Annotated in this window: 12 protein-coding genes; 3 read left to right on the top strand and 9 right to left on the bottom strand. The window is 34.5% G+C overall.

The genetic code is table 11. From position 1 onward, the window contains the following. The 8 genes from chiA to B3C18_RS25810 all read right to left on the bottom strand — a co-directional run. Positions 1-3,629 (bottom strand): T9SS-translocated chitinase ChiA (gene chiA / locus B3C18_RS25845; protein WP_291153772.1); only part of this gene is annotated, 3,629 nt, incomplete at its 3' end. A 476-nt stretch (positions 3,630-4,105) separates the two neighbouring features. Continuing rightward, the gene (locus tag B3C18_RS25840) at positions 4,106-6,172 is read right to left on the bottom strand and encodes a beta-N-acetylhexosaminidase (RefSeq protein ID WP_291153769.1); all 2,067 of its coding nucleotides are present in this window, start codon (positions 6,170-6,172) and stop codon (positions 4,106-4,108) included. 156 nt (positions 6,173-6,328) lie between these two features. Beyond that, positions 6,329-8,269: a glucosamine-6-phosphate deaminase gene (nagB, locus tag B3C18_RS25835; protein WP_291153765.1), complete on the bottom strand. Its 1,941-nt coding sequence runs from the start codon at positions 8,267-8,269 to the stop codon at positions 6,329-6,331. A 110-nt stretch (positions 8,270-8,379) separates the two neighbouring features. After that, on the bottom strand, positions 8,380-9,960 hold the full coding sequence (locus tag B3C18_RS25830) for a RagB/SusD family nutrient uptake outer membrane protein (RefSeq protein WP_291153760.1): 1,581 nt from the start codon (positions 9,958-9,960) through the stop codon (positions 8,380-8,382). Positions 9,961-9,970: 10 nt separating this feature from the next. Then, entirely contained in the window at positions 9,971-13,003 is a 3,033-nt protein-coding gene (locus tag B3C18_RS25825) for a SusC/RagA family TonB-linked outer membrane protein (RefSeq protein WP_291153757.1), read from the bottom strand. Between the two features lie 329 nt (positions 13,004-13,332). Next, positions 13,333-14,358, bottom strand: a complete 1,026-nt coding sequence (locus tag B3C18_RS25820; protein ID WP_291153754.1) for a glycosyl hydrolase family 18 protein — start codon at positions 14,356-14,358, stop codon at positions 13,333-13,335. 75 nt (positions 14,359-14,433) lie between these two features. Beyond that, entirely contained in the window at positions 14,434-15,957 is a 1,524-nt protein-coding gene (locus B3C18_RS25815) for a SusD/RagB family nutrient-binding outer membrane lipoprotein (protein WP_291153751.1), read from the bottom strand. A gap of 11 nt (positions 15,958-15,968) precedes the next feature. After that, positions 15,969-19,166, bottom strand: coding sequence for a SusC/RagA family TonB-linked outer membrane protein (locus B3C18_RS25810; protein WP_291153748.1), 3,198 nt, complete (start codon positions 19,164-19,166; stop codon positions 15,969-15,971). 270 nt (positions 19,167-19,436) lie between these two features. Between B3C18_RS25810 and B3C18_RS25805 the strand changes: the two genes are divergently transcribed. The 3 genes from B3C18_RS25805 to B3C18_RS25795 all read left to right on the top strand — a co-directional run bounded on the left by B3C18_RS25805 (position 19,437) and on the right by B3C18_RS25795 (position 22,786). Continuing rightward, on the top strand, positions 19,437-20,489 hold the full coding sequence (locus B3C18_RS25805) for a sensor histidine kinase (protein ID WP_180858637.1): 1,053 nt from the start codon (positions 19,437-19,439) through the stop codon (positions 20,487-20,489). Beyond that, entirely contained in the window at positions 20,479-21,180 is a 702-nt protein-coding gene (locus tag B3C18_RS25800; protein ID WP_291153745.1) for a LytR/AlgR family response regulator transcription factor, read from the top strand. The genes B3C18_RS25805 and B3C18_RS25800 overlap by 11 nt, the downstream gene beginning before the upstream one ends. A 169-nt stretch (positions 21,181-21,349) precedes the next feature. Continuing rightward, entirely contained in the window at positions 21,350-22,786 is a 1,437-nt protein-coding gene (locus B3C18_RS25795) for an MFS transporter (RefSeq protein WP_291153743.1), read from the top strand. Between the two features lie 114 nt (positions 22,787-22,900). Here the strand turns inward: B3C18_RS25795 and B3C18_RS25790 are convergent, their stop codons facing one another. After that, positions 22,901-23,398, bottom strand: a complete 498-nt coding sequence (locus B3C18_RS25790) for a hypothetical protein (protein ID WP_291153740.1) — start codon at positions 23,396-23,398, stop codon at positions 22,901-22,903. Positions 23,399-23,436 lie beyond the last annotated feature (38 nt).

The following is a 23,436-nucleotide window of genomic DNA, read 5'->3' as shown; positions in this document are numbered from 1 at the left end:
ATATCATTTTTCAACAATTGCTTATTGAAAACACCATTGGTCAAATATCTATTGTCATTTGTAGTTAATACTGGTGTATAACCATCACGATTAACTGTTTCTACGAAAGAATAATCAACTACATTGAACTTACTTCCTACCATTTGAGAAAAATATAAAAATGGAGCACCAGCATTTTCCCAAGAATGTGCATATCCTAAAATAATTTTAGAAGGAAGCGGAATGAATCTATTTGTACCTACTTGTGCAATTTTAATGGTATTGTTTAAGGTAGTTACACCAGATTGATTATCTGTTGCTTTGATTACAACTGGATAATCCTGATAAGCAGATGGTGTAAAATTATACGTATAAGTATTATTTGTACCTGCTGTCATGTTAAATGTACCTCCATTTATTGTAATCGTAACACCTGAAACCGATCCGTTACTATCTACAGCTGTAACTGAAATTGGCACAGCCTGGAAAGAATTTTGGTATACAGTAGCAGATGGTGAATTCCAAGTAATTACTGGTAATGAATTAGGACAGTTTGAACCTGAACAAGTTAATGTAAAACTATATGTTTTTGACTCTGTTGTTCCGTTTGATGCAGTAGCCGTAACAGTTAACGTATGAGAAGCCGAAAACTGATTTGCTGCTGGCGTCCAAGTCGATGTGTAAGTTCCTGAAGAATTGCTAGCACTTATAGTTTGTCCATCTAAACTAAATACAACAGATGAGATTGTAGTAGCATCTGCAGCACTTAATCCAACAGTTGCAACAAAATTAATTGATGACCCTAAATTTATAGCAATCGCCGAAGCTGTTGGCGCTGTAATGGTAACCACTGGCTTAGTCGCAACCACCGCTTGTCTATTAAAATTATAAACCGTTGGTGTTGTTGGAACTGCAAAGTTGGCTAAGTTATTTGGATAATAAGTCTGTTCGCCATTTTCCCATGTATTTAATTTCAAACTTAAAATTTGTGCATAACCTGCTACAACTGAATTATCAAAAGTATAATTTCCTGATGCATCTGTTGTTGCTAAAACACTTTTCCAGTTGTGTGTACTATCTGTCCAAGGTAAAACGATTTCTACTTTTGCACCAGCAACCGGAGTTGTTCCGTTTTTAACTGTTCCGCTAATTAAGTTTGCCTGAACTTGTGCTGCTTTTGCAGTAGAGCTTGTATTAAAGTTGTAAACTGTTGGATTTACAGGAACTGCAAAGTTTGCCAGATTATTTGGAAAATAAGCTGTTTCTCCGTTTTCCCAAGAGTTTAATTTTAAACTTGTAACCGTTGTATAACCTGCTACAACTGAATTGTCAAAACTGTATTTTCCTTGTGAATCTGTTGTTGCCAAAACGCTTTTCCAGTTGTGTGTGCTGTCTGTCCAAGGTAAAACGATTTCTACTTTTGCACCAGCAACCGGAGTTGTTCCGTTTTTAACTGTTCCACTGATTTTGCTTGAAGGAACTACAATAACATCTTGCGAGAAGTTTAATGTTTTATTAGCATTTAAGTTAGAGTAAACTGTTGAAGCCGGAGTATAAGTCTGTCCAGTTAAGGCAGCAGTTACAGTATAATTTCCACCAGAAGCCAAAGTAAGCGTATAAGCTCCGCTTGAATTAGTTGTTGCAATAACATTTCCTGCTGTAGAAGCCGCTGTAACTGTTACGCCAGAAACTGGAGTTGTTCCGTTAAGAACTGTTCCGCTTACTGTGTAAGTTACAACTGCTGCTCCTTGTGCGAAATTCAACGTTTTGTTTGCATCGATTGCATTGTAAACTGTTGAAGCCGGAGTATAAGAGAATCCTGTTTTTGCAGCTGTAACGGTATAATTTAATCCCGCTGTTAAACCTGCAACGCTGTAAACCCCGCTAGCATTTGAAACTGCTGTTAATGTTGAGCCTCCTGAAACTGCAGAAACTGTTACACCAGAAACTCCAGTGCTTCCGTTTAGAACTGTTCCGCTTACTGTGTAAGTTGGCTGTGTTCCGTTAATGATAACCCCTGTTTGGTTCACAACAACGTTTGTTAAAGTTACCGGAGTAAAAGTATAAGTCGCTTTTAAAGCTGTAACTGTATAGTTTTGTCCAGAAGTTAGGCTGTTGAATGTAAAATTCCCTGTAGCCGAAACTATTGTCTGAATTACTGCATTACTTGCATTACGCAATTCAACCGTAACATCTGTAACTAAAGCTGATCCATTTTTTGCAGAACCAGAAATACTTACTGTTCCCGGAACAACGCTTCCGAAAGAAGTATCAACCTGAGTTAATAATGAATTAGGAATTGAGCCTCTTGTATCCTGAGATAATTCCCAGATCATTCCTCCAGCTAAGTTTCTCGATTTAATATACTGTACTTTTAAATCCATCGATTGCTTATCTTCATAAGAGATAAACTGTTTTAAAGTTGCGTTATATAAATAAGGAACTTTTGTAGTATTATCAAAATATCTTACCCATCCTGCTGAAGCTGCACTTGGTGTAACCTGCATTGTATTTGGATCTAAGTAAGCATGTGAGTTTGTAACCGGATTTCCGACTAAATCGCAAATTTCGATGCTTCCTGAACGTTCGCACGCTCCTGAACCATCCCATGTTCCAATTGGATTTTGCGGATTTGTACATCCTCCTACTATGTCTCTTGGAGCTGAAACGAATAATCCGTTTGTTGAGTTTGTTGCTACATGATCAAATTTCTTTCCGTAGAACGGTAATCCCATGATTAATTTATTGGCAGGGAAACCAATTACGTTTAGATATTGATTAGTCAATTCATCCAATGATTCAGATTGTGTTGCGCCATACAAAGGATCGTTTGGATTTCCACTTGCATATAAAGGAGCATTGTAGCATGTTTTGTCATACCAGTTTCCACCAAAATCATATCCAAAATAAGTGATATAATCGCAATAAGTTGAAATGTCTTCTGTCATTCCGTATTGAGATCTGTTGTTTGGTCCTAAATATTGCTGGGATACCTTTCTAACATTGTTTCCGGCTGCGATAGTGATTAATTTATTCGGCATTGCCTGACGCATTGCTTTTAATAATAACACTAAATTTTTGTTGTCATCCGGACTGTATTTTTGCGGAGGAACAGGCGAACCATTTACAATTTCTGTACCGTCAGTTCCACCAGAAAGAGGATACTCCCAATCGATGTCAAAACCATCAATAAACGGATAAGTAACAATGAAGTTTGCCATATCTGCAGCCAATGCGGCTCTTGCCACAGGACTTGCAGCAATTGGAGATAAATCCTGGCCTTTTGTCCAGCCTCCAACAGAAATTAAGACTTTTAAATGAGGATACTTTTCTTTTAACTTTTTCAAGTCATAAAAGTTTCCTTTTACCGGAGCATCCCACGGGATTCCACCTTCCATATGCTCAAAATCGGCATAGGTATCCAAACATTTTAATTTTGTATTCTCCGGATGTGCGGGATCATACGTTGTGCCATAAAAAGAATAATTCAAATGCGTAATTTTACTTCCATCAATTTTCGGAACGTTGAAATCCCGGGCATAAATAGACCATTGCGCATAATATCCCACTACTTTCTTTCCGTGGGCGGGTTGGGCCAACGCAAGTAAGGGAAACAGTAACAAAAAGAGCAATCTGTAATAATGTTTCATAATTAATAAATATTGGTTAATAGAAAATAAATAATTGGGCCGAAGCAGTTTTTACTGCTGGGTTTCGCTCAACACAGGTTGGAAGGCTGCGTCGATTGGAAATAAACTCAAATTAAATTCTATAGATAAATATTACTATTACTGATTCTTCATAATCAATAGCAAATAGTAGTGATTGATATTTATTTATAATTTTTAAAAAAATTAATATTAAATACAAATGATAAATTTGGGACGACTCATCAATCTATACTCTTTTGTTGTCATGTTTAGGTATGCTATTCTTTTTATTTGGTTTTTTAAATGTTAATACTCCGTTAGTGGTTATTTTTTTATGCTTTATTATTCGAAGGTTAAAAAGAGATTTGTGAAGTTTAAATAATTACCTCTACCAGAGGTTACTTCTGGCAGAGATAACTAGCACTCAAAACATTAGTGGTAACTTAAACTTACTAAATACTAATTCAAACCAAACCTTAAATTAATTTCTTTAAACTCTCATAAACTGACAGCTCGACGTCAGCATGATCTTTTGTATTGCATTGTTCTATTAAACTTTTTAAATCTGCTGCTTGTAATGTTGATTTTTTGTCTAAAACAAGTAACAATTCCTGTGATGCATCACTTAATTTTTTTGATAGCGGCAAAATTGGCTGTACTAAAGGTGCGTTGGCGCTTAACTCAATTAGCCCTTTATTTAGAGTAATCCATTTATTGAAAAATGATGCAACTTTTGCTTTATTCTCTTCTGTTTTATTAGCTAAATATTGTGTTACTGCATCATTAAAAGCTAAAGATTCTTTAGCATCTGGCGTACACGCATCGGCAAAAAGTGTCAATGGAGAATACATTTGATATTCTGTTCCGCCTTTGTTTCTTGTATATCCTTTTAATGGTTCGCAAACATTAGAAAACTCATTAATCGATTCCAGATTTTGGTTATTTGTGATATTTCTTAGAATAACATCTTTGTTTTTAATATGTGTTAATCCTAATTCTTCTAATCTAAAAGAAACATTTTCAAGACGTTTACGCATACTGGCAAGATCTGTAACAGTTTCGGCTGACCAAAGTCTTTCTGCAATTGCAGCAGTTCTTGGCCAAACTCTTGAATCTATCGTTTCAGGTGTTGTAAGTTCTGTCCACATTGTGGCTTCTCCACCTAAAATTCTTGCTTTTTCTTCAGCCGTTAGATCTGCTCCTTTTGGCATCGGATCATTTAAATAATGACTTGCAACCGGATACATTAAGTCAATATAATATCCGTTTGATAAAACTGTTTTATAACCTTTCTTTACTGCATCTACTAATGATTGACCAGGCGCAACTCCTTCATTTGGACCTCTCCATGAATGTACAATTGCTTCTTTTGAAAGATCTTTAGTTAGAATTTCTTCCCAGCCCATTAATTGTTTTCCGTGCTTTTTAAGCATCGGAGCCAGCTGCATGGTGAAATACGTTTGTAATTCGTGATTGGTTTTTAAATTATGTTTCTTTTTAAATTCCTGAATTTTTGGATTGGCATCCCAATCTTTCCCTTCGTTCTCATCTCCCCCAATATGAAAATAAGCTCCGGGAAATAATGGGCATACCTCGTCAAAAAGTTCACTTAAGATTTTATACGTTTTAGGATTTGAAGGATCTAATGTTGGCGAAAAAATACCTGCATTTCTTTCAATTCCATAGGTACTAATTGCTGTACCTTGAATATTTTTTTCAGAAGTTCCTCCAGTCAGTGTAATCACTTTGCTTCCAATTTCTGGGAAAGCTGTAAGTATTGCAGATCCATGACCCGGAACATCTATTTCTGGAACTATTAAAATACCGCGCTCATCAGCATATTTTACGATATTTCTAATTTCCTCTTGTGTATAATACAATCCATCCGAAGCTAATTCGATTAATTTTGGATGCTTTTTAGTTTCAATTCTCCAGCCTTGGTCATCAACCAAATGCCAGTGAAAAACATTCATTTTCATTGCTGCCAATGCATCAATATTTCTTTTGATAACATCTACGGGCTGAAAATGTCTTGCTGCATCAATCATTAAACCTCTCCAGGTAAATCTTGGAAAATCTGAGATTTGAGATACTGGAAAATAAAATGATTTGCTGTCATTTTGCAGCAACTGCAACAACGTTTCTAATCCGTGCAAAGCACCTAAATCGCTTGTTGCATTGATTGTTATTTTGTTTGATTTTATATCTACGCTGTAACTTTCGTCTTCGTATAAACCAATTTTTCCGTTTTTATCACAGTTAATCTGTAATTCAGCGTTTGGAAATTCGTTTAGTTTAGAAATAAAACCCTGCTCAAAAAATATACCTGTTCTACCATCTAATCGGCGCAAAAAACGAGTTACTCCACCAAAAATTCTTGGATTTGGATTTCCGGAAATATTAACTTTAAAGTTTTTGCTTAAAGTAAAATTCCCTTCGTTTACAACAACATTCTGAGGCCAGGGCATAAGGTTCAACTGCTCCTTTTTAACTTGAGCACCAGCTGTTACACCCGCTAATAGTAGTACAAATAAATATTTCATTTTTATTTTTTTTGGTCAGATGCTTTTCTGAAACATCCATTTAAATTAGAAAAAAACAAAACTCAGAAAGACTTCTGCTTACCTCACTTATCGCTTTGAGGTCCATCTGAATTTTGAAATTTGATTCGCTCTCACCCGAATCTAAAAAAAACAACTTTAATAATCAAAACGTTTAAAAGCTTCAATAGCTTCGTATTCTGCCAGTCCCAATTCATCATACAGTATGGCTGTATTTTTATTTCGATCTTCCGCTCTTACCCAGAATTCTCGAGAATCGTTTCCTTGAAACATTACCCTGTCTTTTTGAGACTGATGGTATAAAATGGCATGACGTTTTAATAAAACTTCTGACGGAGAAAGCGGCACCGCCATATCTATTTCATGGATATCCCACTCGTGCCAAGCTCCTCTGTAAAGCCATAGCCAGCAGTCGTCCATGTATTTTTCTGGTTTTAATTGTTTCATTGCTGCAAAAATAGCATTCAGACAAACTTCGTGCGTTCCGTGCGGATCTGCCAAATCTCCTGCGGCAAATACCTGATGTGGTTTTATTTTTGCAATAATATCTTTTACAATAGCAATATCTTCCGGCCCTAACGGATTCTTTTTAACTTGTCCTGTTTCGTAAAAAGGAAGGTCTAAAAAGTGTGTATTTTCATCTTTTAAGCCAATGTATCTTGTTGCTGCGTAAGATTCTCTTCTTCTAATTAATCCTTTTAGTTTTCTAACTTCTAGAGAATCAATTTGATTTTCTGATTTGTTATTTAAAAATTCAATTACAGATTTGAAGTTGATGTCTTTTGGGAGATTTCCACCAGTGAAATCATTACAAACCTCAGCAAATTTCAATGCTTCATCATCTGTAACTGCAATATTTCCAGAGGTTTGATATACAACATGTACATCGTGACCTTGTTTAATCAATTTTGAAAATGTTCCTCCCATCGAAATCACGTCATCATCTGGATGCGGACTGAAAAGGATAACTCGTTTTTTTGCTGGATTGGCTCTTTCCGGACGATGAGAATCATCTGTATTTGGTTTTCCACCCGGCCATCCTGTAATGGTGTGCTGCAATACGTTAAACATATTGATGTTTAAATCGTAAGCAGAACCTTCTAGTGCTAATAAATCAGACATTCCGTTGTTGTTGTAATCACGGTCTGTTAATTTTAAAATAGATTGGTTTGTTTTCTGGCAAAGCCAAACAATCGCTTTGCTTTTTAATTCTTGTGTCCAGATACATTCTCCAACAAGCCAAGGCGTTTTAAAACGTGTTAACTCTGATGCTGCAGACTGATCTAATACGAAAGTTGCATTAGGGTGATTTTGTAAAAATGTTGCCGGAACTTCAGAACTAATATCTCCTTGAATGGTTCTCTTGATGATATCGGCTTTGTTTTGTCCCCAAGCCATTAATACGATTCTTTTAGATCTCATAATGGTAGAAACTCCCATTGTGATGGCTCTTTTTGGAACGTTATCGATTCCATTAAAGTCAGATGAAGCATCTACTCTTGTAATGTGATCCAGTGTAATAATTCTTGTTCCGGAATTGATGTGTGAACCCGGTTCGTTGAAACCAACGTGACCTGTACGACCAATTCCTAATAACTGAAAGTCTAAACCTCCAGCTTGTTTAATATTCATTTCATAGTCGATACAATATTGATTTAATTCATCAATAGAAACTGTACCATCAGGAATATTAACATTTTCAGGTTTAATATCAATATGATTAAAAAGATGCTGGTGCATGAAATAATGATAGCTCTGATTGTTTTCTCTATTCATTGGATAATATTCATCCAAGTTAAAAGTGATTACATTGCTAAAGCTTAGTCCTTCTTCTCTGTGCATTCTAACTAATTCCTCATATACTTTTATAGGAGAAGATCCTGTTGCCAAACCAAGCACGCAAGATTTATTTTTTTCCTGCTTAGATCTAATTAACTGAGCGATTTCCTGCGCTACAATTACCGATGCTTCAGCAGAACTTTTGAAGATTTCGTTGTGAATTTTTTCAAATCGTGTTTCTTCAAATTTTCCGGCGCTTTTATAGCTGATATCAGGTTTTGTTTCTAAAGCACTTTTCATTTTTTTTCTTTTTTTGGTATGTACAATTTTGGTTTTTGAAACAGTACAAGCAATTTGCATTGCTTATACTGTTTACTAACCAAACTTAAAATCTTAAATCTCTATTTTTTTTAGAAGTTTGCTCCAGTAGTATCCCACCAAAGTCTTGTTCCTCCATTATCAGCGCCTCCAAGTTTAGCAACTCCTGTCGCAACACCACCAGCATTTCCAGCTTTTTCTGATTGTACAAAGTTTATTCTTCGTACACCAAATTCAGTAGTGATTGTTGTCCCACTATAATTTTTAAGAACCGGGAATAATTTTGGATAACCTGTTCTTCTGTAATCAGACCAAGCTTCTTGTCCTTCAGGGAAACCAGCAATCCATTTTTGAGTGATGATTTTTTGTAATTTCACTTCGTTAGTTGCAGCTGCATCCCAAGCGATAGTCACATTATTTAAAGCTGGGGAATTATTTACAGGGAAGTTAGGATCAACATAAGCTTTTGCTATTTTAACATTATCAGCAATGTAAGCTGCAGCTCCTGAAGCTCCTCTTTGTTCAAATGAAGCTGCAATACCTGCTTCATATAAAGATTTAGCATCTCCACCCATATTCCATCCTCTTAATGCACCTTCTGCTCTTAAGAAATAAGCTTCTGCAGTCGTGAATAAAACAATTTCTTTTGATCTTACAACAGCTCCAATTCCTGAGAAATCCTGGTGATCTGATTTTGCAGCAATATCAATACCTGTACGAACTCCTTTATATTGTCCTGGGAATTGAGTAGAAGTATCAAAATAAGTAGCTAATCTTGGATCATTATATCCACCCATGATTGATTCCATATCTGCAGACATACGAATATCTAACCAAGCTCCACTAATTGTAGCAATTGGGTTTGTGTAAACCGGTGATACAACTTTGAATAAATCAGCATTTGTTGTGAATACACCATATTTATGGGCAATTGCTTTTTCTGCTTGTGTTTTTGCTAATGCTGGGTTTATCTTAACAATACGCATTGCTAATCTTAAACGTAATGTGTTTGCAAATTTTGCCCAGGCTTTATAACTTCCGCCGTAACCAGACATATCTGTTGTTGCGAATGTCGAAGCTTCTCCAGCATCTTCTCTTTTAGTTAATTCTGCTACTGCAAAATCTAATTCACTAAACATTTGGTTGTAAACTTCTTGTTGAGAATCATATTCAATAGTCGAATCTGTAGTTCCAAATTTAGAATAAATGATAGGTCCAAAAGTATCTGTAAGTCTATGCATACCTTCTACTTTCAAGATTAATGACAATGCATAAAACTGATCGTATTTACCTTTAGATTTTTGTGCAATATCGTATGCATTAAACATTACGTTACTATATGCGTAATCCCAAATAAATCCGTTCCAACCATCAACTAATGAATAAGTTGTATTGTTTATTCCTCCTGCAAAACCTGTTGGGGTAGACATGTACCCAGACCAGATATCACAGTTCAATCCTTGTTGTAATTGATAAACCCATTCTGGGGTTAATACCTGAATATTGTTAAACATTGGAGCAAATCCTCCTTTAATATGATTAAAATCTTGTTCAAACAATTCAGGGGTAATACCGTTAGGATTGGTATTAATATCTTCAAAATCACCTGTACAACCCATTGCTGCAAGCAATGACATACATAGAGCCGCTTTTGTTATTTTATTTAGTTTCATGTTTTTAGTATTAGAAAGTTACATTTAAATTAAGACCGATACTTCTTGTAGATGGTTGTCCGTAAATATCAACACCTTGTAAACCTTCGCCTGTACTTAATGCAATATTTGGATCAAACGGTGCATCTTTGTAGATAAAGAATAAGTTTCTTGCTATTAATGAAACACTTGCAGTCTGAATAAATGGTAATCTTTTTGCGTTAAAATTATATCCTATAGAAATCTCTCTTACGCTCACGTTTGTTGCATCATATACATACTCTCCTGTAATACCTGCTCTACCACCAACTTGAGTGTAGTAAAGTTGAGCATCCATTGAAGTAACCGGAGTTCCGTCGCTTGCTCTTACTGCATTTATAGCTACACCACCAGCATTTCTCGCATCACCTGTTGCTCTAGATACACCAAAAGAATCATTTTGAGCTTGAGTCAAACTCATTACATTACCACCAAAACGACCATCAATTAACACATTTGCAAAGAATGAACCTATTTTAAATGAGTTAGAGAAACCGATCATATAGTCAGGATTAGAATTACCTACTTCTTCAAAACCAGTTTTTTGGATTGTTCCGTCATCATTTAATAAAATTCTTCCCTGAGCATCTTTTTTAAAGTTAATACCTTCGATAACTCCAAATGGTCTTCCTTCTATTAAAGCATATCTGTAGCTGTTTACTCCAGCTTCAGTTAAGTTAACTCTACCTCCTAATTCAGTAGGGATTTCTTTTACTTTATTTTTATTTTGTGAAAAGTTCACGCTTGAATCCCATGAGAATTTATCTCCTCTGAAAATTCCAGCAGTAACTACTGCTTCAAAACCTTTGTTTTCGATACTACCTGCATTGATTCCGTAAAAATCAACTCCTTGAGAATTTCCTTTTGGAGCTACAACTTGTAAATATTGATTTTTAGTTTCTGAGTTATAGTATGATAATTCAAATGCAAATCTGTTGTTAAACATTCTCCATTCTGTACCAAGTTCGTACTCTGATTTTAATTCAGGTTTCAATGAAGTACCTTCTTTCGGAGCAACTTTTGGTTTTGGATCTGTAACTCCAGGAGTGTAATAGTAAGTTGGAACTGTTACGAAAGGATAAACATCATTACCAACCTCTGCGTAAGTTGCACGTACTTTACCAAAGTTGATAAACTCAGGAAGCGTAACCATTTCACTAAGAAGAGCTGTTAAACCTACAGATGGATAGAAATATCCTGCACTGTCTGTATTAGCTAAAGTTGATGACCAGTCATTTCTAGCAGCAACATCTAAGAATAACATATCTTTATATCCAAAAGTAGTAGCTGCAAATACAGACTGAACTTCTTTTCTTGTATCGATAGTTTGGTAATTTCCTGAATTGTTATTGAAGTTTTGTAATGTAAACCAGTTAGCATATTTTAATCCTCCGCCAATTCCAGAATCAAGAATTGTTTTTTGATTTCCTAAAGTATTAGTAACACTTGTACCAATGTTTGCATTAAAGCTAAAATCATCACTGAATTTTGTATTGATTGTAGCAATTAAATCAGCATAACGTTGTGTGCTTAAAGCATTTTCTACATAATATCTACCATTTATGTGAGAAATAGTTCCTTGTGTAGTAGCGTAGATTTTTTTATCAAAATCGCTTTCTACTCTGTTATAACTGTATCTACCAGCAATACTTAACCAGTTATTAGCTTTATAAGTTAAAGATAATGCTCCGTTAAAGAAGTTATTTTTGTCTTCAGATTTATTTCTGTTAATTCCCCAATATGGGTTTTGCATAATATCTCTGTTTGTCATCCAGTTTTGAGCCATTAAGTTTCTGTTTGGATCAAAAACTTCATAATTATTTTTATAGTAATCAAAGTCATTTCCTCTTGGCATAAGGTAAACTCCAGTTAATGGGTTGAAATAAAAACCATTTACCGGTTTGTTGATGATAGTTTGAGAAGTATAGTTTGCATTTGCAGCGAAAAGAAGTTTATCATCAAAGAATTTAGCTGTTTGACGGATACCAAAGTTATTTTTCTTAATACTATTACCTGGCATAATTCCTGTTCCAGATGTATTAGAGTAAGTAAATGCTGTAGAAGAATTTTCAGATGAAGTTGAATAACCTACTGAAGTAATTTGAGTATTTCCTACTTGAAAAAAGTCTTTTACGTGATCTTTTGATTTTCCTGCAGCACCCCATGATTCATCTGCCCCTGGAGCAGCAACGTAATCAGACTGGAATTTAGGTAAATATGCAGCTGATTCAAAAGTAGTTACAGATGAAACAGTAAGTAATGGTTTACCAGCTTTAGCTTTTTTAGAAGATAGTAAGATAACTCCATTTGCTCCCTGGCTACCGTATAATACAGATGCAGCAGCACCTTTTAATACAGTCATACCTTCGTAATCGTCTGGGTTAATAAGTGAAACAACATCACCTCCATCACGGTTTCCTGTAGATGTACTACCAAAACTATCATTTGGCTGTCCTGAAGAACCATTATATAATGGAATACCATCAATAACATATAATGGCTGATTGTTTGAAACAGAAGAGTTACCTCTAATTACTACTTTTGTAGAACCACCTGTACCACTTGAACTTTTAGTTACGGCAACACCGGCAATTTTTCCAGCAATAGTATTAACAAGGTTGGCATCTCTTACTCTTGTTAACTCTTCTCCTTTAAGTTCCTGAGCAGCATAAGTTAAAGATTTTCTAGTTTTCTTGATACCTAATGATGTTACTACAACCTCGTTAAGTGCATTTGACGCCGCAACTTGCATTTTTACATTAATTGTAGCAGCATCGCCTACAACTATATTTTGTGTTTCTAGGCCAACATAGCTAAAAACTAATGTCTGTCCTTTTTGAACGTCAATTGAGTACAATCCGTCAAAATCGGTAGTCGCACCTTTTTGACCTCCTTGTACAGCAACAGATGCACCTGGTAACGGCATCCCATCAGAATCTGTAATCACACCTTTAACATTTTTTACTTGTGCAAGCGAAACCTGCGCCGTAAAAACAATCATAAAGATTAAGAAAATTTTTTTCATGTTTATTTATTTTGTTAGTTATGAGGTAAAATTATTCTTAAGGGATTGTTAAAAAAAATATATTATACAAACAGCTATAATTTTTAAACGAACGACATAAAACATTCAATAATCCGCTAACCGAAAACGTATTCGTTTCTATTAAAAGCATATTTTATCCTATTTACGACCATTTTTATTCAAAATTTTTACAATTCATTAAAAAATATTTAAAATTTACAAATATTTAGATATCTGAGATCTAAATAAAAAAATTCGCTTCTTTCTAATTTATTGAATTAAAAAGAAGCGAAAAACTTATTAATTTTAAAAACCTGTAAGAGAGTTATTTAATTACCGCACATTCCTGAAGTTTTAAATTTTAAAGAAGAATATTTTTTATGAATAACATCTAACAAAGAATATTCAGTAAATGAATCTTGTGCCAATTCCCAAATCATTATCCCTCCTGTATATTCTGCAGCATATTCTACTTTTCTGGAAATTGTAGGTCTGCCGTTGTAATATATTTTCCCGATTTCGTCTTGGTCTGCAAACTGAGTTCCGACTTCGACTATTTGTCCAAAACTTGAACCTGTTACTTCTGGAAAAGTAAAATTATATCCGTAGAAAGGAACTCCAAGCGTAAGTTTTTCACTTGGAACATTTTGCTGTTTATGCCAAAATTCGATTCCACTTCTTGCGAATTCATAAGAACTGTGCTGTTCCACTTTGGTTGGACTCCACGGCCCTGTACTATCGTACGCCATTATATTTATAAAATCAAAAGCGTTTAAGGCTGCAGAATTTATATTTACAAATCGCACACTATTGGGTAAAGCCGCGGTTAAAAGTTTTTTGTCATCTGCTAAACTCTTTTTTAGTTCAACCACAAAGCCGCTGTAACCGGATGTTACTGCATCCCATTCGAGATCAACATCGACTCCGTCTAAATTATGATCTTTTACAAATTTTAGAATATTCTGTATAAATGCCGGACGGTTTTCAGATTTATCAATTAGTGACGACCAGTTTTTAGCTTGTTCTTCAGAAATAACACCGCCTGCCAGCGAAATACTTACAATAATATTCGGGTTAACTGATTTTGCGTATTTAACCACTGCATCAATATCTCCTGTAAATACTATGTTTCCATCTTTATCAGGATTTGCAAATGCAATATTTAAATGCGTTAGTTTGCAAAACTGAATCGAAGAAATTTTACTGAAACTGTCTGTCGATAAATATCCAACAACTCTTGCTGTTTTCGTTTTTGTTTCTTCTGGATTATGCTCTTTTTCGTTTGTACAGCTGTATACTGAAAAAAGTGAACTTAAATAAAAAAGGATGCCTAATAAGGCTTTATTTTTTATCATAATTTTTTAAATTTAATTAGAATGAAAATATGACCTTATTAGGCATAACTTTATGTTTTTAGGATGCTATTTTATTTAGTTGGCATCCCACCAAACTTTATTCAACCAGTCATTTGTTCCTCCCATTCTGGATAATGCTTCTTTATAGTTTTTCTCATTTTTCTGCATCTCATCATTAGGATAGTACAAACGTTTTGGTGTAACTCCGTTTGTTTCAGAATCAGGGTTTGTAATTGGAACCAATACTGGGAATCCTGTTCTTCTCCAGTTTGAATAGGCTTCAATACTATTAAAGATATAAGTAATCCAAAGCTGAGTTGAAATTTGTTTCAACTCTTGTCCAGCCACTAACGGTTTAGCATTTAGATAGGCATCGATCGCTGCTTGTGTAGCAGGTGTCGCTCCATAAATCTCTAATTGCTTGATACCTGCTTCAACTCCTTTTTTGTAATAGTCTGCTGCAGAACCTGCAACCCAGCCTCTAAATGCTGCTTCTGCAAGTAACAATTGAGATTCTGAATAACTTACGTGTAAAAACGGTGTCGTTTTTTGTTTAAAGTAAGATTGAATTCCAGATGTTGAGCTTGCTCCCATTGGAACTTCCCATTGAAAAAGTCCTGGTTTTACACCTTCATAAGGAGTTTCACCCGGCTGCAATGGCGCTCCCCAAGCAAGGCTGCTCGTTGTTTTTGGAGTTGCATACATTGGTAATCTTGGATCTCCGTTGTCTCTTAAAAAGTCAATTACTAAAGTACTAAAGTGATCTCCATTTTCATTACCTACAAGTGCATACGCTAATCCATTCCCTCTAAAATCAATAGATGCAGGATCATCATTAAAAGTTGCATCTAAGTGTTTCATAATACAGTTATCAGCATTACTTGTAAAAACACCAGCAGCTAAAGCAGCTTTCACTTGTTTTTCAGCCTCAGCTGGCTTAATTTCAGAAATTCTCATTCCTAAACGAAGCCTTAAAGTATTGGCTAATTTTTTCCATTTAGTGATATCTCCAGCATAGAATAAATCACCTTTTACAGATCCACCATTAGCATTTAATTGATTATAAGCTTCTTCTAAATCATGAAAGAAAGACATATAAATCTCTTCCTGAGTATCATATCTAGGCGTTACAATTCCTTTTGAGAAACCTAATCCGGCTTCAGAATAAGGAATATCTCCATAAATATCTGTAATACGCTGCGCTACCATTACTCTCATAATTTTTGCAACAGCATTCATATTTACGGCAGATTGATCTCCGCTTGTTTTTTCAAGGATATCAACAACGTTTTTTAATTCGTTTTGGTAACCGTTTCTCCAAAGAGCAGTTGCATAACCATCATCTTTTTTGAATTTACTTCCAAACTCAGTTACGTTCCATGCACCTGCATAATGCTGCACAAAGCCTCCTGAGTAAATTAAATTGGTTCTCCATTGGTAGAATCCGTCACCCGACATACATAATTGGGTGAACGTAAGCTGCCCAGCCGGATTTGCAGACAACGCAACCGGATCTTTTTCCAGTTCGTCAAAATTTTCGGTACAGCCTACTGCAGTAAACAATGTGAGTACAGCTATTATTATTTGTTTAAATTTCATAATTTCTTTTTTTAGAATGCAACTTTAATATTAAAACCGTAAGATTGTCTAAATGGCAACGAACCATATTCGAAACCTTGTCCGTTTCCAGAAGTATACATTGACTCAGGGTCAATATTTGGAAGATCTTTATTGAAAGTCAATAAGTTTCTTGCAAATGCCGATACATAAATTGAACTTATTTTTGAATCACCAAAAACGCTTGATGGTATAGTATATCCTAAACTCACCTCTCTTAATTTCACATAAGATGCATCGTAAACGAATGGTGCCGGTGAATTGTTGAATACTGTATTCCAGTAATCCTGAGGATTAATAGGCTTTGTATTTTTAACATAAACTGGATTAGCTGCTGTTCCTGTATTTACAACACCTTCTGCAACATAACCTGCTGTAGGAACCCATGTGGACTGGCTAAAGTTAGGATCGTTAGCAATTGCTTCTGCTCTTGCATGGTTATACGCATCTCTGCCTTCTGTAGTTACATCTAAAAGTCCTTTTGTTGCAGCTAATGAATTTGTCATAGAGTATACATCCATACCAAATTTCATATCAATCAAGAACTGAAGTGTAATCCCTTTATAACTAAATCTGTTAGTTAAACCGGCAGCCCAGTCAGGAAGCCCTTTTCCTAAAGCTACTTTTTCATCTGTAAACAATGGTAAACCATTTGCCGCTACTACTTTTTCTCCATTTTCATTTCTTAAGAAATCTCTACCCATAATAGTTCCGTATTGTCCTCCAACCTGAGCAACAACAGCTGCTCCAGCCCAACGAGCTTCAGAAATGGTGTAAGTATTAATATCTGGGTGCAATGAAAGAATCGAGTTTTTGTTTTTTGAGAAGTTCAAGTCAATTCCCCATTCAAAACTATTTGTTTTTATTGGAGTACCAGATAAGAATATCTCGATACCTTCGTTACGCAATTTTCCGGCATTTACAGAAATAAACTCATATCCAGATGTTGCAGATGAAGGCAAATCAAGTGTTTGATCAGATGTATCTTCACGATATACAGTAATATCTGCTTTTAATCTGTTTTTGAAGAAAGCCGTTTCAACTCCAAACTCAATTCCAGTTTTTGACTGATACGTTAAGTTAGGGTTTGGTGCTGCAGTATTTTTAATGTTCACAACACTTTGTCCGTCGTATGAAGAAAATGTAGTATAGTTTAACGCATTTTTATAAGCTCCCGGTGAATTCGAAACCTGCGCCCATGATGCTCTAAATTTACCATACGAGAAAGTATCGTTTTGAATATTAAGTGCGTCTGAGAATACAAATCCTAATGAACCTGCAGGATAAAATGCACTTTCATCACCACTGTAAATTACACTAAACCAGTCATTTCTTCCAGTAAACTCTGCATATAAATATCCTTTATAATCTAATTTTGCAGATCCGTAAACTGAGTTTGTTCTCGTTTTTGTTTCAACCGGAGCATTTTCAGTTTTGTTAACAAAATTACTGATGTACTCTGTACCCGGTTCAATAATTTTTGTTCCAAATCTTGAATTTTGCTCTCTTCTAAAATCTCTTCTTGCTGTACCTAAAATTCCAGAAAAAGTTAAATCTTTAGCTACTTTAATATCGCTCAAAGTTGCAATAATATCTGTATTCATTTCTGATACATTAATATTATTTAAACCAAGATATCCTTCGTCTCTTCCTGGCCAGGTACTTCCAGCAGCCATGAAATCTTTTGCACTAAAAGCATAAGTATCAAGACCTGTTCTAAAAGTAAGAGCGATCCATTTTTTCAATTGATACGTTCCTGTAACGTTTCCAATAAAACGATTTTTTACAGATGTATTATGATTTTCTTCTGTTACAAAATATGGGTTCAGCAAATAAACATTGCTGTTCCATGGATAAATCTGACCTGTATCATTGTTTTTGTAATTTTTCAACCAAGCCTGATCAATGTTTGGAGCCAATCCGCTTAATGAATATCCTACGTTATTAGGCGAATCTCCTAAACCTGGTCTGTTATTCGTGTTTTCAGCAATATAATTTACGTTAGCATCCAAAGTGAATTTTTCTGATCTCAAAGTAGCATTTAAACTTGCATCGTTTCTTTCTAAACCTGATCCCGGAATTACGTCATCATTTTTTAGATTATTATAACCAAAACGTACAAATCCGCTGTCATTCCCACCAGAAATAGCAATTCCATTTGTTGTAGTAAATCCAGTTCCAAAGAAATCCTGAATGTTGTTATCTACTTTTTTATACGGTTTCATTGAGCCATCAAATATTTTTACCTGCTGCCCTACTGATTCAGAAAACTTAGGTCCCCATGCATTTGTAGTATAGCCGTAAATTTCTGTTGGAGCTCTTGTAGGATCTGGCAGTGCACCATTTGATCCTGTTCCATATTCACTTTGATAATCTGAATATTTAGCATTTACTCGGTCAAAATTCACCCCGCTTGTTAATTCTACACGAAGTTTTCCTTTAGTTCCTTTTTTAGTAGTAATTAAAATTACACCATTTAAAGCTCGTGAACCATACAAAGCCGCAGCTGCAGCTCCTTTAAGTACTGTTAAGCTTTCAATATTGTTTGGGTTGATTCCAGAGATCCCGTCTCCGTTATCACGACCGTCAAACCATTTACTTGTTGCAGCCTGATCATTATTTAAACCAGAGTTATCGATAGGAACTCCATCAACCACATAAAGAGGCTGATTGCTTTCACCAATACTCGAAATACCTCTAATAATTACCCTTGTACTTCCTGCAACACCCGTAGCTGGTATAGAAACATCTACACCGGCAACTCTTCCTGATAGAGCTGTAGTTACATTGGTTGTAATAACCTTGTTTAACTGGTCACCTTTTACATCCTGAACGGCATAACCCAGTTCTTTTTTCTGTCTCTTAATCCCTAACGCTGTAACAACAACTTCATTTAAATTTTGTGCGTCTTGAGTTAGCACAACATTTACAGTTGCAGAAGATCCAACTGTTACAGTTTTAGTTTTAATACCTATATACGAAAATACAAGAACATCTCCTGTAGATGCCTGAATCGTATACACTCCATCATAATCGGTTTGACTTGCCGTTTTTGTACCTTGAATAAGAATACTCACCCCCGGCAGCGGCAACCCATTTTGATCGCTTACCAAACCTTTGACCGTTTTTACCTGCGCAACAGACAATTGCGCCGTAAAGACAATCATAAGGATTAACATAATTTGTTTCATTTTTATCATGGTTTTTGATTAGTTATTCGATAAATTTATTGTTAAGGGACTGTTAAAAAAAATAAATTATACAAACGGTCAGATTTTTTAAACAAACGACATAAAACATTCAACATTATGTTTTACGAAAACGTTATCCTATTTAAATAAAATATTAATTGGCTTTTTTTACAAAATTTTATTCAAAAGAATTGTGATTTAGCCAGTAATTGTGTAAAGTTGCACAGTAATTACAAAGCTTTACAAATAATAACAAAACGTTAAAAAAAGTTGAACGAAATTCGAAAACTAAAATTTGACATAAAACTTCAAAATCATATCTGGTTTTGGGGTTCTTATTTCACTCTCAACTTTTTACGATGGGGAGCTTACTTTAACGACTATCCGTATTCGTTTAAATCGAACTTAATTGAGTTTTCGCTGCATATACCATTAGTATATTTCAATCTTTTTGTTTTAGTACCAAAATATGTTCTTAAACAAAAATATATAACCTATACACTGGCACTCCTTGTAAGCCTTTTTGGAATCTATTTATTAAAAACTGCGCTTACCTATTATATTATATCCGAAAATATCTGGCCGGAAGCCAACAGAGAATACCATCCTTTTGAAATCAACCATATTGTAGCAGTCTGTATTGGTGAATTGTACGTTTTGGCGATGGCGTCATCAGTATACCTTACTTTAACCTGGCTTCGCGAAAGAGAAAGAAACAGATCCCTGCGAGAAAATCAGTTTAAGATCAAGCTGAAATATCTTGAAAATCAAATTCAGCCACATTTCTTTTTTAATACGTTAAATAATCTTTATGCCTTATCTTTAGAATCTTCAGATAAAGTTCCGGATGTAATTATCAAGCTTTCTAATTTGATGGAATATGTGTTGTATGATGTAAAAGGAACCAAGTTTGTACCACTCATAAAAGAGATTGATTATATTCAAAATTATATCGAAATCGAAAAGCTTCGTTTTGATAATGTGGAAGTTACCGTGAATTTAGAATCAAACATTGAAGACATTGTGGTCCCGCCTTTAATATTCATTTCATTGGTCGAAAATGCTTTCAAACATGGCGGAGTCAATAATAATAACTTTAAAATTAAAATCAATTGTAAAGTTATTGACAATAAAATGTTAGACTTTGAAATCTTAAATAATTTTGTAATTTCACAAAATGTTAAGTCAAAAGGTGGAATTGGTTTAGTTAACACAAAGAAGAGACTAAAATTAATTTACAAGAATAATTTCAGTTTAAAAGACAAAATAAAACTGAATTACTATATAATTCGTTTGCAAATACCTATCCATAATGAAAATTAAATGTGTACTGATTGATGATGAACCCTTAGCAATCAAAGTGCTGCAAAATTATTTTAACAATTTTACAGATTTTGAAGTTATCGGCACATTCAATAATTCTTTAGAAGCTCTGGATTTCATAAACAGCACTTCTGTAGATGCCGTTTTTTTAGACATTAATATGCCCATGATGACTGGTTTTGAGCTAATAAGCTTAATTGAAAACAAAACCAAAGTTATCATCACAACCGCTTTTAGAGAATTTGCTGCCGAAAGTTATGATCTTGATGTTTTAGATTATTTAGTAAAACCTATTCCGCTTCCAAGATTTATCAAATGCATTAATAAAATTACAACCGAATTCAATTTAAAAAACAATATTAAAATTGATGTTGCCAAAGGCGATTCGCATATTTTTATTAAGGTTGATAAAAAGATGATGAAAATTAATATTGAAGAAATCCTTTTTATCGAAGGAATGAAAGAATATATAAAGGTTGTAACACCTGATAAAACCTATATTACGCATAAATCTTTGACTTCTTTATCTGAAGAATTACCTTCAGATCGCTTCTTACGCATCCATAAATCCTACGTTATTGCATTGAATAAGGTAAAATCTATTGAAGGAAACCGCATTCAGATCCAGTCTTACACAATTCCAATAGGAAGAAATTATAGTAAAGACGTAAAAAACAGGATTCTCGAATAAAACTTTAACATTTCTAACTCTATATAAATTAACACATTGTTGAATAAATAAGGTTGTTCGTTTAAATTTAACATTATTTTCGATCAATAATTTTTTTTTGATTCATGTAACAAATATATTTACGGTCTTCAAAAAACAATTTTATTAAAAAATTAACCTTATTACAATTATGAGTTCAGAAAATGTTCAAACCAAATGGGGACAGTTTATCCCACTAGTTATCGTGTTCTTCTTTTGGGGTTTTGTTGCTGCCAGTAACGATATCTTAATTCCTGTATTTAAAACGGCTTTTAATTTATCTCAAGGAGAAAGTCAGTTAGTTTCGTTAGCATTCTATATTGCTTATACAGTAGGATCCTTAATATACATGGGAATTTCAGTTTTAATCAAAGAAGATTTAGTTAACAAAATTGGCTACAAAAACGGTCTATCATTAGGATTACTTATTTCTGCAGTCGGAACATTATTATTTTACCCTGCAGCAAATACAGGTTCATTTCCTTTAATGCTTTCAGGTTTATTCATAGTAGCTTTAGGATTTTCATTACAGCAAACTGTTGCTAATCCGTTAGCAATTGCTTTAGGGCCAATATCTACAGGTTCTCAGCGTTTAACATTAGCTGGTGGAATCAACAACTTAGGAACTACAATTGGACCACTAATCGTAAGTTTTGCGATCTTCGGATCAAGTACAGGATCATCAACTTTAAGTATCGAAAGTGTAAAAATTCCTTATTTAATTTTAGGACTTGCTTTCTTATTAGTTGCTATATTACTTAAATTTTCATCTTTACCAGACAAACCAGCTCTTATCGAAGAAGAAATTGCTGCTGATGGTGCTAATGCAAAAAAATCAGCTTTACAATACCCTCAATTAATAATGGGTATGATTGCGATCTTCCTTTATGTTGGTGTAGAAGTTTCTACAGCTAGTAATTTACCAGCATACATGGAAAGCAAATTAGGATTCTTAACTCAGGAAGTTGCTCCATATATATCTTTATACTGGGCAAGTTTAATGATCGGACGTTGGACAGGTGCAATTGAAGCTTTTACAGATAAAGCAAGCTTACAGCAAATTTTACGTTTCGTAGCTCCTTATTTAGCTTTTGGTGTATTCTTAGCAGTAAATGCAATTGCGAAGCACGACTTAACTCCATTTTATATTTACGGATTAATCATTTTAGTATTAATTGCTGCTGATATTGCAAGTAAAGGAAACCCTGCAAGAATGTTATTAATCTTCTCTTCTTTAGGTATTGTTGCGATCGCTATCGGAATGGCTACAAGTGGAATTGTAAGTGTTTATGCTTTCACAAGTGTTGGTTTATTCTGTAGTACACTATGGCCATGTATCTTTACACTTGCTGTAAGCGGATTAGGGAAAAACACAAGCCAGGGAAGCAGCTTCTTAATCATGATGATTATGGGTGGTGGAGTTATCAGCTGGTTACAAGGTTTTGTATCTGAATTCATTGGTATCCAAGCAAGTTACATTGTTGGTATCGTATGTTTCTCTTACCTTGCATTCTATGCTTGGAGCGTAAGCGGAATCCTTAGAAAACAAGGAATCAATTTCGACAAAAAATTATCTGGAGGTCACTAAAATTTCAGAAATACCCATATAAAAAAATCCAAATTCCAATTTAAATAGGAATTTGGATTTTTTATTTACAAAAAGAAAAGCTTAGTATCTCAGCAACGCAGAACCTTAGAAGCTTTACTTAGCATTAATAACATTACTCAGGTTCTTCTTAAAAATTTCTCTGTTTTGTTCTGATATTTGATAAACAACATCTTTATCTGCATGAACAATAACTTTCTCAATATTCTCTGCTGCAAGCGCTTGTGGATCTTTAATTTTTAAAGTACAAGCACCATCAAAAAAACCATCATCTTCAATAATTTTTCTTGCATCGATGGTAGTTCCGTTACTTAAAACTGCAGAAATTGTCATTTCCTTATTTAAGGTTTTAGAATAAAATCCGTCCATAACAAGAAGCAGTCGATACGAATTTTTCATTTCAGGGCCTTTAAATTCATGCCTGGTAATATTGTACCGAAGCCCTTTTGCTAAAGGCTGAAATGCTACAGAACAATCTAATTCAAATGTCGCTACATCACCGGCATCATTTACACTTTTTAATATTTCTGCTGTCTGCGCATTTACCGAAACACTAGTGGCAAAAAAAGACAAGATTATCAATATCAATTTCATAATCAACAATTTAAGTTTCATATAAAAGTAAAAAAAAT

It is taken from the genome of Flavobacterium sp. UBA7680 (genome assembly GCF_002482975.1).
Lineage (GTDB): Bacteria > Bacteroidota > Bacteroidia > Flavobacteriales > Flavobacteriaceae > Flavobacterium.
The sequence above is the reverse complement of the archived record's forward strand: the minus strand, read 5'-3'. Positions and strand labels throughout refer to the sequence as shown.